Below are 25,848 nucleotides of genomic sequence, written 5' to 3'. Positions count from 1 at the left end.
AGTAGGCATTTTCTTTTTTTCCTATCATGTGGTGATTATTGATGAACAAAATAAAGCTAGCTTTATTAATTAATAGCTTGATATTAGCGATTTTAACAGGACTACTTTTTTATCAAGACAACAAGACAATAAATATAAATCAAGAAAATCCAAAAAGTAAACGGTTCAGTTTACCAACACATGGATACCGGCCTCAGTACCACTTTTCTGTTCCTGACAAATGGAAAAATGATCCGCAGAAGCCCATCTTTTTTGGGGGGAAGTATCATTACTATTACCTTTACAACAAAGACTATCCAGATGGAAATGGTACGGAATGGCGTCACGCAACGTCCAAAGATTTATTGCACTGGACCGATGAAGGGATTGCCATCCCGAAGTATACCACCAAAAATGGAGATCCTTGGTCAGGGTCCGCCGTTGTCGACCGGGAAAATACAGCGGGATTTGGTCGTGGCGCTATTGTTGCGGTTGTCACACAGCCTTCTGCCAATGGCGGAAAACAGGAACAATTTCTTTGGTACAGCAAAGACAACGGAATGACGTTTACCTCTTATAGCGATATCCCGATTATGGCCAATCCGGGTACAAAGGATTTTAGAGATCCGAAAATTATCTGGGACAGCAGCCATCATAAATGGGTCATGGTCCTAGCAGAAGGCGGAAAAATAGGATTTTATGAGTCACACAACTTAAAAACCTGGCACTATTTCAGCAGTTTCTTTACGGAAAATATCGGAACCCTGGAATGCCCTGATTTTTACATGATGCGGGCAAATGACGGAACATTAAAATGGGTGCTTGGCGTTAGCGCAAACGGAAAAGCAATTGGAAAACCAAATACATATGCCTATTGGACGGGAAGTTTTAATGGATTGGAATTTTCTGCTGATCAATTTGAACCCAAATGGTTAGATTACGGTTTTGACTGGTACGGAGGTGTCACATTTGAAGATGGAAAAGCAAGCGACCCATTGAAAAGGCGCTATGCTCTCGCCTGGATGAATAAATGGGATTACGCCAACAACACCCCCACCATGAAAGAAGGTTTTAACGGGATGGATTCTATTGTACGAGAAATTGCACTAAAGCATTTAGGGAGCAACGAATATGTTTTAGTCTCTAAACCCATAGAAGCGATGAATAATCTTGTAATTTCAAAAGATTATATCAAACAAACGAAAGTAAACGGCTCTAAAACTCTCAACATCACAGGTGATGTCTATCAGCTAGACACAGAGATTTCTTGGTCTAAACTCAAAAATGTGGGCATCAGGCTTAGAGAATCAGCCGACAAATATAAGCACGTCGACGTCGGTATTTTTGTAGAGCAACACTATTCCTATGTCAATCGGGCGTTTACAGGACACCCTGATAAAAGCAACCAGTACTTAGAAAGCCAGGCACCCTTCGCGGTCAGCAAAAAAAACGTTCATTTAAAGATTCTTGTGGACCAATCAAGTATTGAAGTTTTTGTCGATGACGGAAAGGTTGTTCATTCCAATTTAATTTTCCCTAGGACAACTGATGGGGGTATCACCCTCTTCTCAGAAGGAGGGACAGCGGTATTCAAAAATTTTACAGTTAAACATTTGAAGCTGCAATAGCTTAAAACTTGGAGCCTATCATTACATGGGCTCTTTTTATAGTGGAGAACGAAAGTCTAAAATTGTTGAATAATGAAATTAAAAATTAATCCTTTATTTTTATAATAACCATTGACTTTATGTATACAAACGTATACATTATGAATATAAATGTCGTATACGTTTGTATACGTCGAAAGGAGACTTATAAAATGAAAAACGAAGAATTTAAGGGCCATCATAGAGGGGATCGCCATAAACGAAAAGATCATGATCATCACCATCGTGGAGCTAAAACGTTTCGAAGAGGTAGAGCCCTTGCTTTTTTAGAAATGATGAATCTTAAACGCTCCACAATAAAGCAGCAATTAGAGGCACCAGAGTTTCAATCCATTCAACCCATTTTACTAGGTGAGCTAAAAGCCATGGAAATGGTCATCAACGAATTTGTTCAATTATTTGAACTTCACGAATTTGAAGCAGCGGATGCTGATAGTAAGAAAACAGAAGAAGAAATGGCTCCGGAAGCTAGTAAAGAGCCTCCAGTTAGCAATCATGAAGAATGACTTTTAAAAAAAATAAACCATTCCCTTTACTGAGTAACGGATTTACTTTAGAGGTGCAAACATTGAGTAACCAGTGATATTTAAAATAAACGGAGACTTTTCGGTTAGACTGCAGAGTAGAGCTCGATTCGGGTATATAAGCGGAGGTTTTCCGATTAAGCAAAGCAAAATTAACCATTTTCACATTTTTCGAGTCAATAGTCGGAATCTTTCCATCTATTTAACCTATTTTCAGTGCTATTTCCTAATTAAGAGAAAATTCTCTGCTAATTTACCAAACTCGCTTTAGGATCTAATGAACTTATACAACTTACGGGTGCTTTCGTGAAAAAAGGCTTAGTGATATTTGCATTTCTAAGCCTTTATTGATTGTGAAAGATACTGTGAATTTTATGTGATTTCCTCTGCGATTTACCGTGTTGTACCTCACAAGTAAACCCGTTATTTACTGAGGGGATGGTTTATTTAAGAGTGCAATGAACATTATTTTTCAAATTTGGATGGATCCCCATTAAAAGGTTCATTTGCTATTTTAATTGATCCTGATGGGCACCCATCATAAGCATCTAGAACATCGTCCTGCAATCCTTCAGGTATTTCCCCATTCCCTTGATTTTTATCTAAAAAAACAAATGAAATCCCATCGTCATCATAATCAAAAACCTCTGGAGCCGCCGCAAAACAAGCCCCGCAAGCAATGCACGTTTCTCTATCAACCATTGTATATTTTAACATCATTAAACCCTCCAAATTTTTTAATGGAACGGTTTTTATCTTAAAAATCATTTCTTAATTTTTTCTTAAAAAAATATTGGGAGGACTAGTTAGGGATAGAAACGATAACCATAAATGAAACGATGATCAACTCTTAAGGTAATCTTAAGGTTTTCCTTCTAAAAAAAGTTCAGTTAAGGTTAATATTTGGACTTGGAGGAATTGAATTGAAAAAGAATTACACAAAAATTGTACTCGATTTAATGATGGGCATTACTTTTGTGCTGCTAACTCCCGAATCGTATTACCAAGTCTTGCGGTTCAGGGAGGGCACTCCATTCGCGGCATCCACGATTTATCTGCTAAAGCCACCCTTGCGTTAGTTGGTCTTCATATTGGCGTGCATTGGCAATGGATCATGAGTATTTGCAAAAAAGCGTTCAAAACGAAAGAAGGCAAACTAAGAAAAGGCGTTCTCGCATCCGTCGTCCTATCACTGGCTATATTGGGAGGTGGAATTCAATGGTTTGCCACCACTTCCACACCTACCGAGGGTAATATCAAAAAGGAACAAATACAACCATCTTTCAATAATGGGGCAACGGCTCAACCGACTAACCATGATTTTAATGAAAGAAAATTTGATCATGATGGAAGAGAGGGAAAAGGAGGACATGGCGGTAGCAGCAACGCATTCCTCGTGGCTCTTAACTATTTTGCGATTTGGGCAGCCATCATTATTCCTGCCTATTATATAGAAAAGCGAATCTTAAGGAATAAACGAAAATCATCAGGTGATCAGCCAAAAACATCGTAATATTTAAAAAAACATACAAGTACTAGTGTAGAAAAAGGCGGGGCTGCGGCTACTCTTTTTTTATAATCTGAGACTTTTGGTGTATTTAAATCTTTAATTAAAAAAGTTATGATAATTCGATGTAATGGTTTGAAAACTTGATTTTTACAAAAAGTATCGTGAAAGAGGGAAGGGTTTTAAAAAATGTCTTTAGATTCATTTGTATTAGGATTTTCAATGGCAGACATTGATTATGACATGCTAAAAAATTTAGGGATTTCTATTGGGATTTTGCTATTGTTTATTGTTTTTAGAAACCTATTTACCAAGTATGTGTTTCAGTTGATTTTAAAATTATCCAGAAAAACACCAACTGATTTTTTTGAACAAATATGTTTAAGTTTTGAACGACCTTTAGGATGGTTCTTTATCATTTTTGGCTTATACATTGCCATGGATTATTTTCCTTTTATGGAACAGCAAAATGCGTTATTTTTAAAATTTTTGCGTTCCATGGTCATTGTATTAATTACATGGGGTTTGTTTAATTTGACCTCTCCAACCTCGGGGCTATTAATCAGTTTTAATCAAAAATTCAATAATAAAATAGATTTAATCCTTATTCCGTTTATTTCTAGAATCATCCGTGTTATCATGATCGCCATCAGTATTAGTATCATCGGACAGGAATTTAATTATGATGTAAATGGATTGGTGGCAGGTCTTGGGATAGGTGGACTTGCCATTGCTTTAGCTGCAAAAGAAGCCGTAGGAAATTTAATTGGCGGGGTTGTCATTGTAACCGAAAAACCCTTTTCCATTGGAGATTGGATCTTGACTCCGAGTGTGGAGGGTGTCGTAGAAGATATAAACTTTAGAAGTACGAAAGTCCGCACGTTTAGTCAAGCTCTAGTTACTGTTCCGAATGCTACACTTGCAAATGAAGCGATTACGAACTGGAGTCGGATGGGGAAAAGAAAGATTGATTTTCACTTAGGACTTAACTATAAAACGAACAAAGAAGAAATAACCAGAGTCGTTCACCGGATTGAACAGTTATTGAGGACACATGAAGAAATCCATCCGGATACGATTATGGTAGCTTTTGATCATTATAATGAGAGTAGTCTCGATATCCTAGTCTACTTTTTCACAAATTCAACGGTTTGGGCAGAACATGTGAAAATTAAACATGAAATCAATTTAGAAATTATGGGGATTTTAGAGGAAGAGGGAGTAGAAGTGGCTTTCCCTAGCCGAACCATTTATGTTTCTCCACAAACAAATGAATTATTTGAAACCATAGGTTCTTTTGATTGATTGGGCTGCTTCGGCAGTCCTCTTTTTTTTGAAAAAATATCCCAAGGTAAGTAGTGAAGGGTATAAGCCACAGAAAGAAGTACAATCTAATATTGTTACAACCACATAAACTCCCACACTTGTCACCTGATAAGTAGAGGATGTGTATGTGGTGTTTTTTTAATTACAGTCAATCTGCACTTGCTTTTAGTAAGGGAATATAACCATATGATAAAAGATTTTTCACTCGTATTCCAGATTTAATAGTGGTATTCTTTTTGTAAAAACTAAAGGGGAAGAAGAAGTGAAGAAATACTTTCTTTTACTTGCAGGCATGATGATCGTATTAAATGCTTGTACGCCAAATGAACCAAAGAGCCGGCCTTCTAAACCAAAGATGGCTCAAAAGGAGATAGAAAAATCAATCCTACCAAAGATTGACCATGTTTTAATTGTGGTGGAGGAAAATCACTCTAAAAGCCAGATTGCTGGTAATGCATCCGCACCTTACATGAATTCATTAATGAAGCAGGGAGCAAATTTTACCAATTATCATGCAATCGAACATCCGAGTCAGCCAAACTATTTAGCTTTGTTTTCAGGATCCAATCAGGGAGTAACGGATGATAAAATGCCGAGATCAAAATTCTCTACTGATAACTTGGCTAGTGAATTGATTGAAAAGAACTACACATTTAAAGGGTATTCGGAAGGTCTGCCTTCCGTTGGTTATGATAAGGAGTCTGCTGGAAACGGATATGCACGAAAGCACAATCCTTGGACTAACTTTACGAATGTTCCGAGAGATAGTAATCAACCATTGGGAAATTTCCCAAAAGATTTCTCTAAATTACCCACAGTTTCATTTGTTATTCCGACACTTGATCATGATATGCATGATGGGACGATCAAGGAAGCTGATCAATGGTTAAAAGCGCATATGGATCCCTATGTACGATGGGCAAAAACACATAATAGTCTGTTGGTTGTTACATGGGATGAGGATGAAGGTTCAGATCAAAACATCATACCAACCTTCTTTGTGGGACCCATGGTAAAAACAGGTCAATATAACACAAATGTGAATCATTTTAACTTATTAAGAACTATAGAAGATATTTACGGTTTGTCACATGCAGGTAAGGCTAAAACTAGCCAACCTATTACGGGTATATGGAAGTGAATTTATTGTCTCAATGGAGGGCCGTTCTAATTAAGGAACGACCCTTCATTATGTTAATCCATAATGAGTTTCGTTTACTATCTTATTAATAACGAAGATATGGAACTTTTTTCGGGGTATAAGTGATTACATCAGATGAATAGATCTCAACCTTTAATTTGGTCCGTAACATTTTTGCTTGAATGAGTATTGGTTGATTGTATTCATTCTTGAAAATCAAATCAGGTCCATTCCAGCTGACCGTGGCATCCCGCCTTGGTGGAACGTAAGATACCTCTCTACTGTGTGAGTATCGATGAATTACTTTTATACCCGCATTATCAACGGCATTAAAAAGGGTAGATGATACTTGGCAAATGCCGCCGCCAAAGTCTTCTGAAAGTTCCCCTTTAACAATCACCGTAGCAGGCAAATACCCCTTCTCAGCGGTTCTTTTTCCCACAACCTTATTAAATGAAAAAACCTCACCTGGAAACATTACATAGTTATTAATCGCTTTTGCAGCCAGATAAATATTATGATTTCTTTCTTTATTATGGGAATTGAAGGTCGTTACATATGTCCCAATTTTTTCGCTTCGAATTGTACCAAGTAATTCACTATCTACTCTCGGATAAATGATTTGTAAAGGGACCTCCAATTTTGAGGAACGCTTTTTAAAATAATAGGAAAAAAACTTATCAGTGAACATTGGTCGGTTTAGACGGTAACCTACTTGTTCGGGTATAATATTTCCCTTTTGATCAATCAAGGCATTTTTTGGTTGGGAAGAAACCTTTTGATCAATTTCCTCCATAAACTTGTTTAACTTTTTTGTATTTATAAACGGTAATTCAGATAAATTCGTTGAGAATTCAGTTCGATTTACTGCTGAGATAGGATGCCCGTTATTTGTGATTACTAAATCTTCTGGCATATTCACTTGCTGATACATAATTAATAGTCCAATTAACCAAGTAGAATTCATATTCACCGAAACCTCCTTGTTCTTAGTAGTATGCAGTGAAATTCACCATTTCATGTAATTCACCCCATGTATGAAACGAATAAAGGGGGAATATTTCGCTGCAAAATAAAAGTAATTTTAGCAAAAATGGAACAAAATAATACGAATAATTGAGGTTATTATATTGGAGGTTCATTATGACAAACATCAAGAAGTTCGTAATAACAACTTTTTTATCTTTTTTGATTATGAATGGAATGTCAGCAAAAGAAGTGAGTACCGCAGAGGCAAATGTCCCGCCAATTGTGGGAGAGTTAGGAGTGACTATTGATGCCGTGTCAGGAGAGGTCCTTTATAACAAAAATGCCTATTCAAAAGCCTATCCTGCGAGTATGACGAAAGTCTTAACGGCTACTATTTTGGATGAAAGGATGAAAGATGGGGAAATGTTAATCGTTAGTCGAAATGCTGCTAATCAAGAATGCCTTTGTTTCGGATTTACAGCAGGTGAATTAATTTCAAAAAATGATGCCATGAAAGCTTTATTATTACTAAGTGCAAATGATGTAGCTGTAGCTATTGCTGAAAATGTGGCTGGAAGCGAAGAAAGATTTGCCGGCCTTATGAATCAGAAAGTCAAACAATGGGGCCTTAGAAACACTCACTTTGTTACACCAAACGGTCTTCATCATCCTAACCATTACACGACACCTTATGATATGGCGATTATCACCAAAGAGGCTATTCAACACCCTGAGGTTTTGAAAATCATGTCTACTCAAACCACCAGAATTAAAACAAATAGACAAGAAAGAACGATTCGAAACCTAATTAATTATCAAAGCAATCCTCACGTCATAGCCGGAAAACCAGGGTTTACCGATGCAGCTCAACATACGCTTGTTGAATATTTAACAAACGGTAATAATAAAGTTATTTCTGTTGTAATGAAATCGGATAAAAGGTCAAAATATAAAGACATTCAAACGATGGCGAATTATACGTTTGCAGAAATGAAAACACGTTCAATGGCTAATCAATAATATTAAAATGATTAAAAGGTTGCGGAGGCAGCCTTTTATCTTTGGAAAATCGTTTAAGATATAATTTTAGAAAATTCAAAATAGTTATTGAAATTAAAATGCTTACCATTTATTATTAAAATAAATAACAAACATACGCCACTGACTTTCTGTGATCCATAGTCACTAGAACTCTTTTTATGACACTCTACTATTAACAGCATAAATAATGCATACTATATGTTTTTATTGATAGCATTTTTCAAAAGCGTGCTGGAAATCCCCATTTTGCAATAAAATAATCCTCCAAAGATTTTACTATATTATATATGATTCCGATGCAGAGTTTATTTTTTAGCCCAACATAGATCTAAGTTGTATTTAACTTAGATACTTTATTAGGTGTTTTTTTACTTTTAATATAAATAGTAATCTGATTAACAATTTGTTTTTTTAGATCTTACAAAGAACTAAGTTATATTTCATTTAGATTTATCATAAAAATTGTAAGCGCTTATTTCGTAAGATAGTTAACTTATATTTTAAGTTGATTATAAATTTAACCATTAATCAAGGGGGAAAGTAAGTGAAGATCAAGAAGATTTATAGTGTAATAATTGCTTGTTTGCTAGTTGCATCACTGATTCTTGGAGGTTGTTCTAGTTCTAGTTCAGGAACAAGTGAGTCCGAAGGCGGTGCGAAGTCTGGGGGTCCTACTAAATTAACCCTTTGGACCTTTGTACCCTTACACCTAGAATTATATAAGGATGCCGAAAAAAGGTGGAATAAAGAACATCCTGATAAACAAATTAAGTTGGAAACTTCGAATTATCCTTATGATGATATGCACAATAAATTACTAGTCTCGCTTCAATCCGGAGTAGGCGCACCAGATATTTCCGATATTGAATTTAGTCAATTCCCCAATTTCTTAAAGGGAGAACCTCAGCTTGTTGACTTATCAGATATTGTAAATAAGGTTAAGAATGATTACGTTCAAGCTAGATTAGATATCTATAGTAAGGATGGTAAGTATTACGGGATACCTACTCACGTAGGAGCAACAGTAATGTACTACAACAAAGAGATTATGGATAAGGCTGGCGTAAATATTGATAATATCAAGACTTGGGATGATTACATTGCCGCAGGAAAGCAAGTTGTAGCCAAAACGAAAAAGCCAATGACTACTATCGAAACAGGTGGCCCATGGACATTCTGGCCATTAATCTCTCAACAAAACTCTGATTTCTTTGATAAAAATGGAAAAGTGACTCTCGATAATGAAACAAATGTAAAAACACTGCAGTTTATGTATGATCTCATTTATAAAGAAAAAATTGCTAAACTTACTCCTGGTGGAGTTCACAATGGTGAGGAATATTATGGATTTATGAATCAGGGCGGGGCTGCCTCTGTGTTGATGCCATTCTGGTACATGAGTAGATTTGTATCCTATATGCCGGATTTAAAAGGAAAAATTGCTGTAAGACCATTGCCTGAATTTACACCTGGCGGTAATCGATCTGCAGGTATGGGCGGTACAGGAACAGTCGTTACGAAACAATCAAAGCATATTGAATTAGCAAAAGAATTCTTGGCCTTTGCAAAAACAACTAAAGAGGCTAATATCCAAATCTGGAAACTGCTTGGCTTCGATCCTGCTAGAACAGATGTATGGGATTCACCAGAATTAAGAGAACCTAATAAATTTACGGAGTATTTTGGAAATGATATTTTTGATACTGTAAAACCATTACTTAAAGAAATAGCGCCAATTCATCTTACGGAACAATCGCCACAAGCCAGGTCTGTTCTCCAAACAGGAACTTTAGACGCGGTTCTTAGAAATAAAACGATGAAACCTGCAGAAGCGTTAAAGGATGCTGCTGATAAGCTTCCTAAATAAATGTAATTGGGGTTCAGTCATGTGATTGAACCCCAATCATAAAACTTGGATCTTTAAGAGTAAAAGGAGGGTATTATGAAACCTGAATTGAACCTTTCAATCAAAAATAAAGAAACAGTCCAACGTACAAAAAACAATATAATTAAAAATTTGTTATTTTCACAGAAAATAACTCCTTATGTTATGGTCTCACCGTTTATCATATTATTTTTAGTGTTTTTCTTATATCCATTATTAAGTACGATTAATATGAGCTTTTATAAAATCCTTCCAGGGGAAAGTACTTTTATTGGTTTAGAAAATTATAAGAGATTATGGAATCCTGATTTCTTTTTAGCGCTAAAAAATTCGGCTGTATATACCCTCTGGACTCTTGTTGTTCTAATCCCAATACCATTATTGTTTTCAGTCTTCTTAAACTCACATCATCTTCCAGGAAAAGAAATTTTCAGATCTGCTTTATTTATGCCAATTTTAACCTCCGTTATTGTTGGAGGGGTTATTTTTAAACTGATGTTTGCTCAATCTGATACAGCGTTGATCAATTCAATAATAACTAAACTAGGTTTTAATTCTCATGAATGGCTAATGGAAAAAGGGTCAGGAATGTTTATGATGGTCATGCTTGCTTCATGGCGCTGGTTAGGGGTCAATATTCTTTATTTCTTATCAGGGCTGCAAAATATACCTAAGGAATTATATGAAGCAGCTGATATTGATGGGGCAAATAAAATGAAAAAGTTCTTTTTAATTACTGTTCCATTGCTAAGGCCTGTCACGGTCTATGTAACGACCATTAGTATTTTTGCCGGATTTCGAATGTTTGAAGAAAGTTATGCACTGTGGCAAGGTCAGTCTCCATCGAATATAGGCTTAACAGTGGTTGGATACATTTATAGACAAGGATTTCAATTCAATGACATGGGGTTTGGAGCTGCTATTGGCGTTGTTCTTCTCATTATTGTACTAACAGTAAACCTGATTCAATTAAAGTATACGGGTGCTTTTAAGAAGGAGGACTAAATCAATCATGCAAACGAAAAATAAAGGAATAAGTATTTTGCTGTTTATCTTTTTTTTAGTTATCAGTTTGCTGGTTTTGTTTCCGTTTTTTGCTATTTTATTAGCTTCCTTTAAGCCCTCAACTGAATTAATGCGGTTCGGGTTAAATTTAAAGCTTCAAAGGGACCTATTAAGTTTACATAATTATACTCAAATCTTTACACAAGGTAAGGAGTATTTATTATGGTATAAGAATAGTATTTTCATCACTTTTCTTTACACTACCTTGTCCCTTTTCTTTTCTTCCATTGTGGGATATGCGCTCGGTGTTTATAAATTCAAAGGAAATAATACTATTTTTGTGTTAGTTTTAATTGTATTAATGATTCCGATCGAAATTATGATGATGCCTCTTTATAAGGAAATGATTGCGTTTAAATTAATGAATACTTATATGGGTGTTGTGTTCCCGTTTATCGCTACACCATATGCCATCTTCTTTTTTAGACAATATGCAATGGGCTTGCCAAAGGATCTATTAGATGCTGCAAGGATGGATGGTTGTAATGAATATGGCATCTATTTTAGAATAATGGCACCAATCATGAAGCCAGCTTTTGGTGCAATGGCTATATTGCAGGCAATGCATGGTTGGAATAACTTTTTGTGGCCGCTTATTGTTCTTCGTACAAATGATATGTTTACGTTGCCCATCGGACTTGCGGGGCTTATTTCACCATACGGAACGAATTATGACTTGCTTATTTCCGGTTCCGTCTTAACCATTATCCCTATTCTAGTACTCTTCTTATTCTTCCAAAGATATTTTATTTCGGGTCTTACATTAGGTGGGGTAAAAGGATAGTGGAAGGTAAGGGAGAAACTCAGTTGCTCCTGGCATTTTACGGAGATGACTTTACAGGTTTGACGGATGCTTTGGAGGCGTTGCCGTCATCCTGTCCTGTCCAGTCATCCTGTTACACCTATGAATGGGGCGGATTTACGAAACCATTTACGAAAGCAACTAGAAGCTGATATAGGATTAATGGATATAAATGAATTGAGCCAGGATGGTGAAAATGTTAAGGAACAGTATTTTAAAAAGATTCAAAGTCATGACATTTTACTGCTTGATGCATTAAATCATGAAAATATGAGAGTAATAGGAAGATTACTGTGGGAAAAACCCAATAAATCTACCCAATTTGTTGTGGGTTCTTCAGGTGTTGAATATGCCCTAGCAAGCTGTTGGAGAGATATAGGGATTCCTACTTTAAATTTTTCAAACTTTTATCGTAGTGGTACTATTAGGGAGAATGTGTTAGTAGTTTCAGGAAGTTGTTCAATGATTACCCACCAGCAAATTGCTAATGCCTTATCAAATGGATTTCATGGAATAAGAATTCCCATTCATTTATTTACGAACAACCAACAGTATTTAAAAAGCTTTATTGAAGAGGTTGTTGAGTTACTGATAGGTGGGAAAAGTGTTATATTATATACCGCGTTGGGTTCAAGAGATGGTTCCATTGGCGTTACAAGGGAACACCTAAATGCTTTGGGAATTCAACCTAGAGAATATGGCCATTTTATTGGTAAGCAATTAGGCATACTTACCAATGAGATTATGAATAAATGTAGGATTGGCCGTCTAGTGTTAGCCGGAGGGGATACCTCTGGTTTTATTACCAAAGAACTTGGGATTTATGGATTGGAAATGATTCACCAAGTATCACCAGGAGCTCCATTGTGCAGAACGTACTCTGATAATCGCCATACTGATCAAATTGAATTGGCATTAAAGGGAGGGCAATTAGGTGGTAAGAATTATTTTGAAGATCTATTAAAATTAAACATGATAAGAAAGTGTTGATTACTTATGGAAGAAGTAAAGAAATCTCTATTGTTAAAAGATATAGCGTATAACAAAATAAAAGAAAAAATACTTGAAGAAGAATTTAAACCTGATCGTTTTTTATCCGAAAGAGAGTTAATTGATCTATTACAAATGAGTAAAACCCCTATTAAATCTGCACTTGACCGCCTAGAGACAGAAGGGTTTGTAACGGTTTCTTCTAAACAGGGGATTGCCGTCAAAGATCTTTCCATTGAACAAATTATTGATATTTATCATTTGCGGGTGGCAATCGAAACGTATAATTGTGAGCAGATCTATAAAACGATAACAGAAGAACAACTGAATTTATTAAGAGAAAACTTAACTTTAACTAAAAACTCGGTTGAAAAGAGAGATGTAAAGGAATTTGCCAAAAATGACCATGAGTTTCACTTTTTAATCGCTAAATTTGCAAAAAACAAAGAAATTCAAAAAATATTGTTAAATTATAATTCACATCTTTTGAGAATCACACTAAGACATCTAAATAGAAATCCTAACCGGATGGAAAAGTTTCTACAGGAACATGAGGAAATTTATTTACAGTTGGAAAAGAAAAATAGACGATGTATTGATTTAATGCGTAACCACTTAAAAGATTCAATTAAATTGCTTTTTAGTTAAATCACTAAAAAGATAGTTCATCCATTTTAAGGAGCAAATAGAAGGGAGCTAAATTTGGGAGTTTATAAGCCTAGAAACAGGTGTTAAAAAATAGTATTTAACCTGTATAAATAAAATTCTATTTAAAGTTCAATTTAACGGGGCAGGGGGGAGTTCTTTTTTGAAAGCAATTTTTGTAGAAGAACCATATTTGGTCGTTTGCAAGGAAGTTGAGCCGCAATCAATTAAAGCAAATGAGGTAAAAGTTAAAGTAAAAGTTGCTGGAATTTGTGGATCCGATATACACACCTATAAAGGCATACATCAGTTTCGTAAACCCCCTGTAATTATTGGCCATGAAATCGCTGGAGAAGTGGTTGAGATTGGTGAAAATGTAAAAAAGGTCAAAGTAGGCGATAGAGTTACAGTTGAACCGCAAGAAGGTTGTGGCCATTGTGAGCCATGTTTGCAAGGTGAAACCAATTACTGTATGAATCGAGCAGCGCCAGGAATTAATGAATGGTATGGAGCAATGGCTGAATATTTTGTTGCACCTGAAAAAAGTGTGTTCATTTTACCTGATGAATTAAGCTACGAGCAAGGCGTGTTAGCTGAACCATTAGCTGTTGGTGTTCATGCTGTTGAAAAAGCAAATATTCGACCAGGTGATCGTGTTGCCATTATTGGGATGGGACCCATTGGATTATTAAGTTTAATTGCAGCTAAAGCAGCCGGTGCCACTACAATTTTAGCAGCAGATATTATGGACTACTGTTTGGAAAGCGCTTTAAAATGTGGCGCTACAATAACCATAAATATAAGAGATCAAAATAATTGGATGGAAGAAGCAAAAGCACTTGTTGATGGTGAATTCGATAAAGTACTTGTGGCAGCTGGAGTTCCAGGTATTGTTAATAATTCTTTAAGTCTTCTTAGAAGAGGGGGAAAGCTTGTTGCCATAGCCATGTTTCATAAAGAAGAGACAATAGATATTGTTCAACTGCAAAATCAAGAAAAAGAAGTGATAGGATCTTTTTGTTATACACATAAAGATTTGAAAAATGCTATTAATCTATTGAGGGATGGTAAAGTTTTTGAGGATGTCATCATTTCTCATCAACTTTCTTTTGAAGAAGCGGCTAAAGGCTTTGAACTAGTCGATAAAAAGTGGGATCAATCATTAAAGGTACTAATTCATTTTAAATAACCTGAGTTATAAAAAACTACTAAAAATTAAGAGGGTGAAAGATTTGGCATCTATTTTGGATTTAGACTTAAGTAAAGGCAAATATGTAATCAGTAAACATATTTATGGTCATTTTGCGGAGCATCTTGGCCGTTGTATCTATAATGGTCTCTGGGTCGGTGAAGATTCTCCGATTCCTAATACTCGCGGTATACGTAATGATATCGTCGAAGCCTTAAAAGAAATCAACATCCCTAATTTACGTTGGCCGGGAGGCTGCTTTGCAGATAATTATCATTGGAAAGACGGGATTGGACCTCGTGAGGATCGTCCCTATATGATTAACACAGATTGGGGGCATGTTGTAGAAAATAATCATTTTGGTACACATGAATTTATGGATTTGTGTGAACAACTTGAATGTGAACCCTATATTTGCGGCAATGTTGGAAGCGGTACCGTAAAGGAAATGCAGGAGTGGGTTGAATATTTAACCTTTGACGGCGAATCCCCTATGGCCAATTTAAGAAAGAAGAATGGCAGGGAAAAACCATGGAGTCTTAACTTTTTTGGTATTGGCAACGAAAACTGGGGCTGCGGCGGTCTTATGAAAGTTGAAACATACGTTGAAAAATACAGACAATATCAAACATATGTCAGCAATTACTCTGGTAACGAGATAAAGAAGATTGCTTGTGGTCCTAGTGAAGCTGATTATCATTGGACCGAAGTAGTCATGCGTGAATGTACAGGACAAACACCTCAACTTGAAAACTCAACACATGATAAACCGATAAAATCTGCTTGGGAATATTATCGACCACAATTATGGGGTCTTGGTCTTCATTACTATGTTAGAAATCGGCTAAATTATACTAGCGCTACAAAATTTAATGAAGATTTGTGGTTTGAATATATGCAAAGGGCAGTTTATATGGAGGAGCTCATTACAAATCACTCTAAAGTTATGGATAAATATGATCCGGATAAAAATGTTGCGCTTATAGTGGATGAGTGGGGATCATGGTATGAGCCGGAGCCAGGGACACATCCTAGGTTTTTATATCAGCAAAATACACTGCGAGATGCTTTAATTGCGGGGATCAATCTTAATATTTTTAACAATCATTGTGATCGAGTTAAAATGGCAAATATTGCTCAGCTAATAAATGTTCTGCAGGCATTAATTCTTACTGAAGGCTCCGAAATGATTTTAACTCCAACCTATCATGTTTTTGAAATGTACAAGGTACATCAGGACTCAACTCTTATTCCAATCAATATAGAAACAAGGGATTATCAGTTTGGAGGAGGATCTCTTCCAATTGTTAACGCCTCCGCATCCCGTGATCAACAAGGAAAAGTACATCTTACATTATGTAATCTCGATCCTCATAATAGCGAGGAAATTACTTGCAGATTAGATGGAGATAAAGCAATTTCAAGCGTGAATGCCCGGATTTTAACAGCAGAAACGATGAATATGTGTAACACATTTGAACAACCAGAACAGATTAAACCGATCACCTTCGATGATATTAAGATACAAGATAATCTTGTTTCGTTCGTTTTGCCTGGAAAATCTGTATTAGCCGTAGAACTAGAGTTTTAATAGATTGAAAAATCTGAAGAACCGCAGGTAAAAAAAAACCATGATTTCCTTACTAATAAGTAAGAAATCATGGTTTTTTCATAAGTAGGGGCACTATTAAAAATGTTACTCGCATTCTCATTTTTATGATTGTGCTCCATAAACTTTTAAACTAAACTTTTAGAGTATGATCATATTTTCATAGTTGGAGGAAACATGTCGATTCAAGTTCAAGATTTAAATAAGTTTTTTCGCGTTCATGTCAGGCAGGAGGGCTGGACGGAAGCATTACGTAGTTTGTTCAAACGGGAATACCAAACCGTTGAGGCAGTAAAGGATGTATCCTTTACCATAAATACAGGAGAAATTGTGGGATTTTTAGGTCCAAATGGAGCAGGTAAAACGACCACGATTAAGATGTTAGCTGGTTTGCTGCATCCTACTTCTGGAAGAATTGAAGTGAACGGTTTTAAACCACAGGATCAGAAAAATGAGTTCAAAAAAATGATGAGTTTGGTTATGGGGCAGAAGAGTCAATTGATTTGGGATATCCCCCCCATGGAGACCTTCCTAGTAAATAAAAGCGTCTATGAGATTGATGAAAAAGTGTTCCGTCAAACATTAGATGAACTCGTTGAATTGCTTGAATTAGCTCCTTTACTCGGAAAACCGGTTCGCAATCTAAGTTTGGGTCAGCGAATGAAATGTGAATTGGCCGCTTCGTTACTTCATCGACCATCGATTCTTTTTTTAGATGAACCGACGATTGGGTTGGATGTGGATACCCAAGAAAAGGTACGACAATTCATTGCCAAATATAATCGTGAACATAAAACAACCATTCTCCTAACCTCTCATTATATGGGAGATGTTACTGCACTTTGTGAGCGGGTATTGATTATTAATCACGGGAAACTTCTATACGACGGAGAATTACAAGTATTAACGGAGAGATTAACCCCTTATAAATTATTAGAGGTCCGACTTCCTTCTGGTTCACAAGGTCAATGGGATGCCTTCGGTGAAGTGGTTTCATTCGTAGATGGAAAATTGACACTTCGAGTTGCAAGGGACCGTGTACCTTTTGTCTCATCTGAACTGCTGGCTAATTTTGAAATCAATGACCTAAATATCCAAGATCCTCCGATGGAAGAAGTGATTACCTTAGCTTTTCAGGAGGAGTCACATGATTACTAAATATGGAGCTATTTTACGGATGAAGTATGTGGAGATGTTTTCTTATCAGCTCTCTACAATGGTTTGGATGTTTGGGACGATGGTCCAGCCTTTAATCACCATGATGGTGTGGATGAATATCTATCCTGAAAAAGGAGATTCTTTTATTTTATATTTTATTTCACTCATCATGGTAGAGCGCTTGACAAGTGCTTGGGATATTTGGGAAATGGATCGTCAGATAAGGGAAGGGACGTTCTCCTATCAAATTGTGCGGCCTTTTCATCCGATCCATTGGGCGATTGCAGAAAATGTCGTATATAAAGGTTTGTTCTTAGTTGTCCTTGTACCTTTATGGCTTATTCTATCTTTCTTCGTTCCTTCACTCCAATTACATTTGTCACTAAGTCAATGGATATTATTTTTAGCTGCACTCATACTCGGAGCTATTATTCGATTTGCTTTTAGTTATATGTTCGGTATTTTGGGCTTTTGGATGACCAAGGTAACCGCAGTTTATGCCACGTTTGAAACCGTATCGTTATTTATTTCTGGTCGGATTGCGCCTTTTTCACTTTTACCTCCCGTAGTCAAACAAATCAGTACCTTCTTACCTTACCGATATATGATTGGATTTCCTTTAGAAATCTTAACAGAGACAGCCGATCGGCAAACCATGTTGGTTGGGTTTGTCGGTTCCTTCATCTGGACTGTTCTTCTCATTGGGGCCATTGGGTGGCTATGGAAGGCTGGATTAAAGAAAAACCAGGCGGTGGGAGGATAACATGAGGCGATATTGGCGTATATTTAAAGAATTTTTTCGAACTTGTCTATTAGAGGAGCTTGAATATCGCAGCGAGTTTATAGGAAATCTCTTTTCGAGTCTATTTGGTATCATCGTCTCGATTTTGATGGTTCAAATTTTCTTCTATCAAACGGATGAATTGGGCGGCTGGGCCTATGCCGATGTTCTGATTCTTCTTGGTATTTTTAATACCTTACAAGGATTAGTGGATTTCGCCCTTCGTCCAAATATGCCGCGGCTGCTTTTACATATTCGGATGGGAACCTTGGATTATGTGCTGACAAAACCGGTTGATAGTATGTTTTTCGTGAGCCTGCGGCATTTGGTTTTCTGGCGCTTGATCGATGTTCTATTAGGGATAGGTTTACTGGTCTATGGTCTAGTTCAAAAGCATTTCTTACCATCCTTGCTTGATGTGGGGTTCTTTTTCGTCAGCATCTTTGCAGCGTTATTGATTATTTATTCTTTATGGATGTTATTGATGACCACGGCCTTTTGGGTAATTCGGATGGATGATTTGTCTTTCTTATTTAACTCTTTCTTTGAAACAACGCGGTTCCCAATCACTATGTATAAAGGATGGTTGCGTATGGCTTTAACGTATGTGTTACCTGCTGCGTTTCTAACGTTTACCCCGGCTAGCTCTTTAATTGGAAAGTGGGATGGGGGAACAACGGTTGCGTCACTAATTGTAGCTATAATTTTCTTTTGGCTGGCTCGTCGATTTTGGAAGTTTGCACTTGCCAATTACACTAGTGCAAGTAGCTAAACATCATAGTAGTTTTTAATCTTACGGAAGATCAGATGTAAAAAGGCAAGCGATTGAAGCTTGCCTTTTTACATTAAAAAAGAGTATGCCTTTATGGAAAAAAGCCCTCCTTAAAACATACTCAATTTATAATTTTTGGATAAAAGCTCCAAGAGTTTTATTCCCGCTACACTGTTCCCTTTTTCATCTAATGCAGGCCCAAAGATTCCAATTCCAAATTTACCCGGAACAGCTCCCAAGATACCTCCGGATACACCACTTTTAGCAGGAATACCAATTTTTATGGCGAACTCACCAGACGCATTATACATTCCACATGTAACCATAAAGGTTTTGCAAATTCGTGCAACATCCTCAGGCATGATTTGTTTGCCGTTAAGTGGATCTCTGCCATCCATGGCAAAGATCATCCCGATCCTCCCTAAATCTAAACAGTTCATTTCGATTGCACATTGTTTTGTATATAAATCCAATAATTCTTCGACATCTTCAGTGATGATTTGATGCTGCTTAAGAAAATAACATAATGCCCGGTTTAAATTCGCTGTTTCGTACTCAGAACGGGCTACTTTCTCACAATAGCCGATGGCAGGATCGTCAGCCAACTCCCTAATAAAGCCTAATAACCGATGAAATCGATCCTCTACTGAATCCCCATTAATCATGTGGGTCACAACAAGAGCTCCTGCGTTTATCATGGGGTTTAAAGGCTTAGCTGGTGCCATTGTTTCTAATTTGGCAATCGAATTAAAAGGATCTCCAGTCGGTTCCATTCCAACCCGCTCAAATACATAACTAAAGCCTCTGTCCATTAAAACAAAAGCTAAGCTAATAACCTTTGAGATACTTTGAAGTGTGATCTTTTTATCTATATCTCCAGCTGAGATACATCTTCCGTCAGGATAATGAATGGCAATGGACAAATCATCTGGATTTGCTCTGCCCAGTTCAGGAATATAATCTGCAACCTTGCCATCTTTTGTATATCTTTTTGCTTCTTTCACTAAAAGTTTTAATTCACCACTTGTTTGACATGGCATTATACATCACCCATAGTAGTATAGCCCCAATTGGTTGGCAATCATTCATTTATATAATGCATCGTAAGTTGTTGTGAGAGGAATAGGCAATCATTTGAGAGAATTGAGATAACGCTCGGTTGTTCGTTTGTCTCATAATAAGGCTATCAATCATTAAAGGGGAGGAAATCATTCAAAACTAGATATTTTATACTTTTTCGTATATTTAAAGAGATATTAAACAATTTTTATTTATTTGTTTAATAATAAACAGATTGTATGTATTTAACGATTGTAAGCAAACGTATTCTGTTTATAATTAAAATTAGATGACAATAATGATTTTAGATTATTGGATTGTTAGTGGTGTTCGCAGGCAAAACCTATTGGATTGTTACTGGTCACCAGGCAAAACCTAAATCGCTTAATTTGTAGACTTATTATGTCTTCAATTTTAGTGGTTTGGGTTTTTCTTTTAGAAAATTGGTACTTATAGTCGGACTAGACCCAGATTAAAAGATTAATTGATTCAGAATCATATGCATATTCAAACATTAAGGGGGCTAAAAGTTGTTTATACGGTTAAAAAAAATGTTTGAGATCAAAGGCTACAGCTTATTCGTCATTTGTATGCTTCTGGTTGGTATCGGAATTTCCATTTCCATGCCTTATTTATCCTTGTTTTCTACGGAAAAATTAGGGATGAGTGCAGGAGCCTTTGGCTTTTTTATGGCCGTGAGTTCATTGAGCGGAGTGGTGGTGAATTCATTTATAGCTAAACGTTCAGATAGCGGGCTGGATAGGAAATGGATTATTATCGCAGCCATGCTTTCATCCGCTTTGGGGTATACATCTTATTTGGTGTTTCAAAACTTCTATATTCTGTTGATTGCCGTGACTCTCTTTAATGGACTAGGGGCTGCAGCCATGCCTCAAATTTATGCCTACGCACAGGAATCAGCAAATGCAAGTAAATCAGAAGATAAGACCTTTGCGATGTCTTCCTTACGTTCTCTTGTGTCTCTCGGATTCCTCGTGGGACCATTAGGAGGAACATTCATATTGGGAGCTTTTGGATATAAAGGTCTCTTTTTGGGGACATCCGCCATATTTCTTACCATTGCATCTCTTGTTTTCCTATTTTTGCAGCAACGAAAAACTGTTCAAGGCATGAAAAGGCAGGGGAAAAGTACCTCATCACTTAAAAACAGGATGATCAGGCAGCCATTTATCGCCTTTATCTTTCTGTTTGCGGTTAATGCCATAAATGGGATCAACACACCGCTGTTTATTGTAAATGAGCTTCATGGTACGCATACCGAAGTAGGGTTGGTCGTTAGTGTTTGTGCTGGTTTGGAAATTCCTATTATGCTAGTACTTGGTGCAATGAGCAGGAAAATATCGAATCACGCCTTGATGATTATTGGCTGCTTCATCGCTGTTCTCTATTATACAATCTTAAGCTTATCGACCGATTCATGGCAGCTTATTGCTGCGCAGCTTCTGCAGGCATCGTTTGTGGCTATTGTCATGGGCAATGGATTAACCTATTTCACAGATCTGCTTCCTAACTCACCAGGGCTGTCCGCAACCATCTACTCCAACGGGTCAACGATTGGAAGGTTAGTAGGAAATCTTGGCGGTGGTTTTATTGCCCAGTTTGCCGGTTATCGTCATGTTAATTGGGTATGTCTCGTCATAGTGGTTTTATCGTTTCTCATCTTATGGAGAACAAGACCAGATGTGGATATGGCAGCAACAACAGGAAATCCTCGATCGGTATAATAATCTTTTGATGCCGGTAAGTTTGCAAAAATAAGGAATGAAAACCATAGTGCCTTCCCACACTATGGTTTTCATTCCTTGAATAATGTCACATTTTTATTATAATTGTAAATGAAGATACCTCCAAGTTTTCTTGAGAGATTTACTAACTCACTTTTTACATCACCATGTCACCACTCAATCCAAATCATAATAATAAATGGGATATGGCCTTTAATGCTTCTTCTTCATCATCCCCCTGTGTTATTAAGGTTACTTCTAAACCAGCCCTCACCAATGTTAGGACACCAATAATACTTTTGGCATCGATTGTAAAATTCCCCCCTTTTATCCTGATATCGCTTTCAAAAGTGTTGGCAGTTTCAATAAATTTAATTAAACTATCTACAGGTAAGTTTTTAATAATCTTCATTTCTTTTACTCTCATTTATTTTCTTCTCCTGTTATGTAGTAATATTATTATTTCTACGAATGTATGAATTCTCCTGCAAGTAAAATCATGAGTGAATTTGGTAAAAAAAGACAAAAACAACCAGCATTATTCTGGTTGTTTGTCGGCGGTTTTTCTAACTAGTGTCATCAGGAACCTAACCATTAAAAAAGTAGCAGCGATTGAAAAGAAACTATGTAAGGATGTCCAGGATTTTTTATATTTGACTAATTTGGTGTTTTTCTCAAGCCAATGTTCGGCAATAGTAGAGGGGACGCTAAAGACTAAACACTTAATCAGGATTCCTTTAATATTTGAATTTCTTGTTACTTGATTAAAATAAATACAGGTAATGGGATAAATTAAATAACTAAAAATAGCACTTATGTCAAAGGTCTTAAATAATTTGAAAGGATACTCAATATAACCCTTTTTCACAACAAAGGTATCTAAAATGGAGGCAATATAACTTTTTAATAAAAAGATAATTAACCAATCTTTCATGGGAGGCTTTCTGATTAAATTGAAAAAAGAAGCAATACCGAAAACGAACAGTAATCTTAAAACCGTTTTTTCAAAGCTTTTTCCCATTTTCTTTCCTCCTATCTCACAATAATTATGTTATCCAAAGGATTGGAGAAATATTGTATAAAGTAAAACTTTAAACCAGTTAGAAATAGAAAAAAAATTTTTTTAGGCTGAAAAATCCGAATAAATATATTACAAATAATTCCACTCTAATATACAATATATTTAGGGCAAAAGATTCGTAATAAATGCGCACAAGTACCATTCATTTATGAGGAGTTAAAATATGCACGCTCAATTAGAAGATGCTTTCGAAATATTAGAACGTATTACAGATGGATTTTTTGCAGTTGATAAATGTTGGAACTTTACATACATTAATAAAGAGGCCGCACGTTTGCTCTTTCGAAGTCAAGCTGATTTAATTGGTAAGAATGTTTGGACGGAATTTCCTAAAGCTGTCGATTTAAAATTTCATGAACAATATCATAAAGCCATTAACGAACAAGTTCCTGTAACATTTGATGCCTATTTTAGCCCACTTAGCACTTGGTTTGATGTTCGTGCCTATCCATCACCCAATGGTTTAACTGTGTATTTCCGAGATGTTACTAAAGCAAAAAGGGAATCAGTCCAAAAAGAACAGCACTATAAATCACTTTTTCAGCAAAACCCTGATGCGGTGTTTTCTTTTGATTTAAAAGGGAATTATCTTGCCGTTAATCCTGCAATGGAAAGGTTATTGGGGTACAGCGAAGAAGAATACCTGCAAAAGACATTTGAGCCAATGGTTTCAGAAGATGATAAAGATAGAACCTTACATCATTATAATATTGCTGTAGGGGGGACCACACAAAGATACCAGAACAAAGCCTTGCATAAGGATGGTTCAATTATTCATGTAGATGTAACCAATATGCCTCTCATTGTTAATAACGAAGTGATCGGTGTTTACGGAATAGCAAAGGATATCACGTCTAAAAAGAAATCTGAAGACGCATTAAAAGCGAAAACCTATCAATTAGAATCGTTTATTGAAAATAATGGCGATGCTATTCTAATCTTTGGTAAACAAGGAAAGGTTATTCAGGTAAATCAAGCATTTGAAAATACATTTGGCTGGTTCAAAGAGGAAATTATTGACCTGCCGTTATATAAACTGCCTATTATTCCATCAGAGGTTATTGATGAAGTAAAAAAATTCGAAGCAATGGTTAAGAAAGGTCATTATGTAATAAGGTCAGAAACCACTCGTTTACATAAGGATGGATCCACAATAAATGTATTGCTGTCTATCTCACCTATTAAGGATGCAATCGGGCATAATGATGGTTGGTCCGTGATTTTAAAGGATATTACCGAGTGGAAAAAATCTCAAGAAATGATGCAAAATACGGAAAAGCTATCCATAGCTGGTCAGTTAGCTGCTGGGATTGCCCATGAAATCCGAAACCCGATTACTGCCATCAAAGGATTTATTCAATTAATGAATTCAGACATTGATGGATACAATGAATACTTTGATATCATCATTTCCGAAATCAAACGAATTGAACTTATTCTAAGTGAACTATTAATTCTAGCTAAGCCTCAAGTAAAGAAACTTGAACGAAAAGATATCAATGTCCTGATGGATCAGGTGATTACTTTATTAGATTCGCAGGCAATCTTAAATAATGTAGAAATTATCACAGAGTTTGATACTGAAGATACCTATATCCAATGTGACGAGAACCAATTGAAACAAGTTTTTATTAATTATATTAAAAATGCGATAGAAGCTATGCCTAAGGGCGGTAAACTATTGATTCAAATAAAACAGCGGGATGAAGATAAACTAAATATTTGTTTTAAGGACGAAGGAGTGGGGATGACAATAGAAACTCTTTCTAAGCTAGGCCAGCCCTTTTATACTACGAAAGAAAATGGGACAGGCTTGGGCTTTATGATTAGTAAGAAAATCATTGAAAACCACTTAGGTGAAGTACATATCATGAGTGAGCCTAACCAAGGAACAACGATCGATGTGATCTTGCCTTTAGAATAAAACTTTATTCATTACAACGGAACGCTTAATAAGCCAATACATCTCATATATGTATTGGCTTAATCTATTTTAAAATTGATTATTTATACTGTTCCAACCTGTTGAAAAACTGGATAAGATATTGATAGAAATTTTTTTCGGATGGTGCTAGGTCTCTATTTTTCGGAATAATGACACCAACTGTACGCCTCGCCTTTGGTGACTCGAGCGATACTTTCACTGTGAATCGGGGAATAGAGTCATAGAAAGTGCTCTCAGGTAATAGGCTGACGCCAATGCTTGCGGAAACGAGTCCTTTTAACGCATCCATGTCTTCCCCTTCAGAGGCAATATTTGGTTCAAAGCCAGCCTCATGACAGGCCTCTACTGCTATTTTCCGAAGAACATACCCATTTGGAAATAAAACAAAAGGATCCGTCCGCAAATCACTTAAAGGCAAACTTTTTCTATCAGCCAATGGGTGGTGATTAGGGAGCAAGGCAACGATATTTTCCATAAATAAAATCTTAGCCTCAAGATCCGGATCCTTCATGGGAACGGGGCCGAGAAAGGCTAAGTCAATTTCACCGTTTTTAACCGCATCGATCAAGTATGCATAGGAGCCTTGACGCAAATGGAAGTTAACATGTGGCACCTCTTTCTTATAAGCTGAAATAACATTTGGAAGCCAATATCTGGCGAGACTCGTCGGATAACCAATTTTAATTGTTCCTGCTTGCGGATCGAGATATTCGTTTACTTTTTCCTTTGCTTCTTCAATTGTTTTTAGGGCATTTATTACATATTGTAAAAAAACATTTCCGATCTGTGTTACCTTGATGTTTCTACCCACTCGTTCTAATAGCTTAACCCCCAGCTCTTCTTCCAGCTTTGTAATTTGATAGCTGACGGCTGACTGTGCAACATTAAGATTTTCAGCTGCCTCTGTCACATGCTGCCGTTCCGCTACTTCGATAAAATAACGTAATTGACGAAGCTCCACTTTTGAT

General features: G+C 36.4%; 25 protein-coding genes. 19 read left to right on the top strand and 6 right to left on the bottom strand.

The genetic code is table 11. The annotated features are described in order from the left end of the window. Nucleotides 1–41 precede the first annotated feature (41 nt). Entirely contained in the window at nucleotides 42–1,607 is a 1,566-nt protein-coding gene (locus tag CVD27_RS01725; protein ID WP_101646169.1) for a glycoside hydrolase family 32 protein, read from the top strand. A gap of 191 nt (nucleotides 1,608–1,798) precedes the next feature. Then, a complete protein-coding gene (locus CVD27_RS01720; RefSeq protein WP_101646168.1) occupies nucleotides 1,799–2,152 on the top strand; it encodes a hypothetical protein in 354 nt (117 codons plus the stop codon). A gap of 483 nt (nucleotides 2,153–2,635) precedes the next feature. On the opposite strand, the gene CVD27_RS01715 is transcribed toward CVD27_RS01720, so the two are convergent. Continuing rightward, the gene (locus CVD27_RS01715) at nucleotides 2,636–2,887 is read right to left on the bottom strand and encodes a ferredoxin (RefSeq protein ID WP_101646167.1); all 252 of its coding nucleotides are present in this window, start codon (nucleotides 2,885–2,887) and stop codon (nucleotides 2,636–2,638) included. A gap of 397 nt (nucleotides 2,888–3,284) precedes the next feature. Here CVD27_RS01715 and CVD27_RS01710 point away from each other — a divergent pair, with 397 nt between their 5' ends. The 3 genes from CVD27_RS01710 to CVD27_RS01700 all read left to right on the top strand — a co-directional run bounded on the left by CVD27_RS01710 (nucleotide 3,285) and on the right by CVD27_RS01700 (nucleotide 6,144). Then, nucleotides 3,285–3,683, top strand: coding sequence for a hypothetical protein (locus CVD27_RS01710; RefSeq protein ID WP_257984221.1), 399 nt, complete (start codon nucleotides 3,285–3,287; stop codon nucleotides 3,681–3,683). 183 nt (nucleotides 3,684–3,866) lie between these two features. Further along, nucleotides 3,867–4,982 (top strand): mechanosensitive ion channel family protein, encoded by a 1,116-nt coding sequence (locus CVD27_RS01705; RefSeq protein WP_257984220.1) that lies wholly within the window; start codon nucleotides 3,867–3,869, stop codon nucleotides 4,980–4,982. Nucleotides 4,983–5,265: 283 nt separating this feature from the next. After that, nucleotides 5,266–6,144, top strand: coding sequence for an alkaline phosphatase family protein (locus tag CVD27_RS01700; protein ID WP_257984219.1), 879 nt, complete (start codon nucleotides 5,266–5,268; stop codon nucleotides 6,142–6,144). 85 nt (nucleotides 6,145–6,229) lie between these two features. Here CVD27_RS01700 and CVD27_RS01695 read toward each other — a convergent pair whose 3' ends face one another. Further along, nucleotides 6,230–7,111, bottom strand: coding sequence for a VanW family protein (locus tag CVD27_RS01695; protein ID WP_101646166.1), 882 nt, complete (start codon nucleotides 7,109–7,111; stop codon nucleotides 6,230–6,232). 176 nt (nucleotides 7,112–7,287) lie between these two features. Between CVD27_RS01695 and CVD27_RS01690 the strand changes: the two genes are divergently transcribed. The 12 genes from CVD27_RS01690 to CVD27_RS01640 all read left to right on the top strand — a co-directional run bounded on the left by CVD27_RS01690 (nucleotide 7,288) and on the right by CVD27_RS01640 (nucleotide 19,050). Continuing rightward, a complete protein-coding gene (locus tag CVD27_RS01690) occupies nucleotides 7,288–8,133 on the top strand; it encodes a D-alanyl-D-alanine carboxypeptidase family protein (RefSeq protein ID WP_101646165.1) in 846 nt (281 codons plus the stop codon). A gap of 571 nt (nucleotides 8,134–8,704) precedes the next feature. Further along, nucleotides 8,705–10,021: an ABC transporter substrate-binding protein gene (locus CVD27_RS01685; RefSeq protein WP_101646273.1), complete on the top strand. Its 1,317-nt coding sequence runs from the start codon at nucleotides 8,705–8,707 to the stop codon at nucleotides 10,019–10,021. 75 nt (nucleotides 10,022–10,096) lie between these two features. Continuing rightward, complete coding sequence (locus CVD27_RS01680; RefSeq protein WP_101646164.1) at nucleotides 10,097–11,044, top strand: carbohydrate ABC transporter permease; 948 nt, start codon at nucleotides 10,097–10,099, stop codon at nucleotides 11,042–11,044. Between the two features lie 7 nt (nucleotides 11,045–11,051). Further along, nucleotides 11,052–11,888, top strand: coding sequence for a carbohydrate ABC transporter permease (locus tag CVD27_RS01675; protein WP_101646163.1), 837 nt, complete (start codon nucleotides 11,052–11,054; stop codon nucleotides 11,886–11,888). After that, nucleotides 11,888–12,058, top strand: a complete 171-nt coding sequence (locus CVD27_RS28565; protein ID WP_257984233.1) for a hypothetical protein — start codon at nucleotides 11,888–11,890, stop codon at nucleotides 12,056–12,058. Before CVD27_RS01675 ends, CVD27_RS28565 begins: the two co-directional genes overlap by 1 nt. Further along, nucleotides 12,009–12,896 (top strand): four-carbon acid sugar kinase family protein, encoded by an 888-nt coding sequence (locus CVD27_RS01670; RefSeq protein ID WP_257984230.1) that lies wholly within the window; start codon nucleotides 12,009–12,011, stop codon nucleotides 12,894–12,896. Before CVD27_RS28565 ends, CVD27_RS01670 begins: the two co-directional genes overlap by 50 nt. A 6-nt stretch (nucleotides 12,897–12,902) precedes the next feature. After that, nucleotides 12,903–13,544 carry a GntR family transcriptional regulator gene (locus CVD27_RS01665; protein WP_101646161.1) on the top strand — a complete coding sequence of 214 codons (642 nt, stop codon included), beginning with the start codon at nucleotides 12,903–12,905 and terminating at the stop codon, nucleotides 13,542–13,544. Nucleotides 13,545–13,704: 160 nt separating this feature from the next. Beyond that, complete coding sequence (locus CVD27_RS01660) at nucleotides 13,705–14,730, top strand: zinc-dependent alcohol dehydrogenase (RefSeq protein ID WP_101646160.1); 1,026 nt, start codon at nucleotides 13,705–13,707, stop codon at nucleotides 14,728–14,730. A 43-nt stretch (nucleotides 14,731–14,773) separates the two neighbouring features. Then, nucleotides 14,774–16,321: an alpha-N-arabinofuranosidase gene (locus CVD27_RS01655; protein WP_374703028.1), complete on the top strand. Its 1,548-nt coding sequence runs from the start codon at nucleotides 14,774–14,776 to the stop codon at nucleotides 16,319–16,321. Between the two features lie 195 nt (nucleotides 16,322–16,516). Next, nucleotides 16,517–17,497, top strand: a complete 981-nt coding sequence (locus tag CVD27_RS01650) for an ABC transporter ATP-binding protein (RefSeq protein ID WP_101646158.1) — start codon at nucleotides 16,517–16,519, stop codon at nucleotides 17,495–17,497. Then, the gene (locus CVD27_RS01645; RefSeq protein ID WP_101646157.1) at nucleotides 17,487–18,260 is read left to right on the top strand and encodes an ABC transporter permease; all 774 of its coding nucleotides are present in this window, start codon (nucleotides 17,487–17,489) and stop codon (nucleotides 18,258–18,260) included. The genes CVD27_RS01650 and CVD27_RS01645 overlap by 11 nt, the downstream gene beginning before the upstream one ends. A 1-nt stretch (nucleotide 18,261) precedes the next feature. Beyond that, nucleotides 18,262–19,050, top strand: coding sequence for an ABC transporter permease (locus CVD27_RS01640; RefSeq protein WP_101646156.1), 789 nt, complete (start codon nucleotides 18,262–18,264; stop codon nucleotides 19,048–19,050). 110 nt (nucleotides 19,051–19,160) lie between these two features. Here CVD27_RS01640 and glsA read toward each other — a convergent pair whose 3' ends face one another. Continuing rightward, a complete protein-coding gene (gene glsA / locus CVD27_RS01635; protein ID WP_101646155.1) occupies nucleotides 19,161–20,090 on the bottom strand; it encodes a glutaminase A in 930 nt (309 codons plus the stop codon). 549 nt (nucleotides 20,091–20,639) lie between these two features. On the opposite strand from glsA, the gene CVD27_RS01630 reads away from it, so the two are divergent. Next, the gene (locus tag CVD27_RS01630) at nucleotides 20,640–21,854 is read left to right on the top strand and encodes a sugar efflux transporter (protein ID WP_101646154.1); all 1,215 of its coding nucleotides are present in this window, start codon (nucleotides 20,640–20,642) and stop codon (nucleotides 21,852–21,854) included. A gap of 187 nt (nucleotides 21,855–22,041) precedes the next feature. Here the strand turns inward: CVD27_RS01630 and CVD27_RS01625 are convergent, their stop codons facing one another. Next, nucleotides 22,042–22,281: an HPr family phosphocarrier protein gene (locus CVD27_RS01625; protein ID WP_101646153.1), complete on the bottom strand. Its 240-nt coding sequence runs from the start codon at nucleotides 22,279–22,281 to the stop codon at nucleotides 22,042–22,044. 111 nt (nucleotides 22,282–22,392) lie between these two features. Further along, nucleotides 22,393–22,875 carry a CBO0543 family protein gene (locus CVD27_RS01620; RefSeq protein WP_101646152.1) on the bottom strand — a complete coding sequence of 161 codons (483 nt, stop codon included), beginning with the start codon at nucleotides 22,873–22,875 and terminating at the stop codon, nucleotides 22,393–22,395. A gap of 223 nt (nucleotides 22,876–23,098) precedes the next feature. Here CVD27_RS01620 and CVD27_RS01615 point away from each other — a divergent pair, with 223 nt between their 5' ends. Next, nucleotides 23,099–24,859: a PAS domain S-box protein gene (locus tag CVD27_RS01615; RefSeq protein WP_101646151.1), complete on the top strand. Its 1,761-nt coding sequence runs from the start codon at nucleotides 23,099–23,101 to the stop codon at nucleotides 24,857–24,859. Nucleotides 24,860–24,938: 79 nt separating this feature from the next. Here the strand turns inward: CVD27_RS01615 and CVD27_RS01610 are convergent, their stop codons facing one another. After that, nucleotides 24,939–25,841, bottom strand: coding sequence for a LysR family transcriptional regulator (locus CVD27_RS01610; RefSeq protein ID WP_101646150.1), 903 nt, complete (start codon nucleotides 25,839–25,841; stop codon nucleotides 24,939–24,941). Nucleotides 25,842–25,848 lie beyond the last annotated feature (7 nt).

This window comes from Neobacillus cucumis (assembly GCF_002860255.1).
Taxonomy (GTDB): domain Bacteria; phylum Bacillota; class Bacilli; order Bacillales; family Cytobacillaceae; genus Neobacillus; species Neobacillus cucumis_A.
This window is presented reverse-complemented; position numbering and strand designations above follow the sequence as displayed.

What these genes read in the sequence shown, in the direction of transcription:
- CVD27_RS01725 (WP_101646169.1), top strand. Translation starts at nt 42, where the DNA reads ATGAACAAAATAAAGCTAGCTTTATTAATTAATAGCTTGATATTAGCG.
- CVD27_RS01720 (WP_101646168.1), top strand. Translation starts at nt 1,799, where the DNA reads ATGAAAAACGAAGAATTTAAGGGCCATCATAGAGGGGATCGCCATAAA.
- CVD27_RS01715 (WP_101646167.1), bottom strand. Translation starts at nt 2,887, where the DNA reads ATGTTAAAATATACAATGGTTGATAGAGAAACGTGCATTGCTTGCGGG.
- CVD27_RS01710 (WP_257984221.1), top strand. Translation starts at nt 3,285, where the DNA reads ATGAGTATTTGCAAAAAAGCGTTCAAAACGAAAGAAGGCAAACTAAGA.
- CVD27_RS01705 (WP_257984220.1), top strand. Translation starts at nt 3,867, where the DNA reads ATGTCTTTAGATTCATTTGTATTAGGATTTTCAATGGCAGACATTGAT.
- CVD27_RS01695 (WP_101646166.1), bottom strand. Translation starts at nt 7,111, where the DNA reads ATGAATTCTACTTGGTTAATTGGACTATTAATTATGTATCAGCAAGTG.
- CVD27_RS01690 (WP_101646165.1), top strand. Translation starts at nt 7,288, where the DNA reads ATGACAAACATCAAGAAGTTCGTAATAACAACTTTTTTATCTTTTTTG.
- CVD27_RS01680 (WP_101646164.1), top strand. Translation starts at nt 10,097, where the DNA reads ATGAAACCTGAATTGAACCTTTCAATCAAAAATAAAGAAACAGTCCAA.
- CVD27_RS01675 (WP_101646163.1), top strand. Translation starts at nt 11,052, where the DNA reads ATGCAAACGAAAAATAAAGGAATAAGTATTTTGCTGTTTATCTTTTTT.
- CVD27_RS01670 (WP_257984230.1), top strand. Translation starts at nt 12,009, where the DNA reads ATGAATGGGGCGGATTTACGAAACCATTTACGAAAGCAACTAGAAGCT.
- CVD27_RS01665 (WP_101646161.1), top strand. Translation starts at nt 12,903, where the DNA reads ATGGAAGAAGTAAAGAAATCTCTATTGTTAAAAGATATAGCGTATAAC.
- CVD27_RS01650 (WP_101646158.1), top strand. Translation starts at nt 16,517, where the DNA reads ATGTCGATTCAAGTTCAAGATTTAAATAAGTTTTTTCGCGTTCATGTC.
- CVD27_RS01645 (WP_101646157.1), top strand. Translation starts at nt 17,487, where the DNA reads ATGATTACTAAATATGGAGCTATTTTACGGATGAAGTATGTGGAGATG.
- CVD27_RS01640 (WP_101646156.1), top strand. Translation starts at nt 18,262, where the DNA reads ATGAGGCGATATTGGCGTATATTTAAAGAATTTTTTCGAACTTGTCTA.
- glsA (WP_101646155.1), bottom strand. Translation starts at nt 20,090, where the DNA reads ATGCCATGTCAAACAAGTGGTGAATTAAAACTTTTAGTGAAAGAAGCA.
- CVD27_RS01625 (WP_101646153.1), bottom strand. Translation starts at nt 22,281, where the DNA reads ATGAGAGTAAAAGAAATGAAGATTATTAAAAACTTACCTGTAGATAGT.
- CVD27_RS01620 (WP_101646152.1), bottom strand. Translation starts at nt 22,875, where the DNA reads ATGGGAAAAAGCTTTGAAAAAACGGTTTTAAGATTACTGTTCGTTTTC.
- CVD27_RS01615 (WP_101646151.1), top strand. Translation starts at nt 23,099, where the DNA reads ATGCACGCTCAATTAGAAGATGCTTTCGAAATATTAGAACGTATTACA.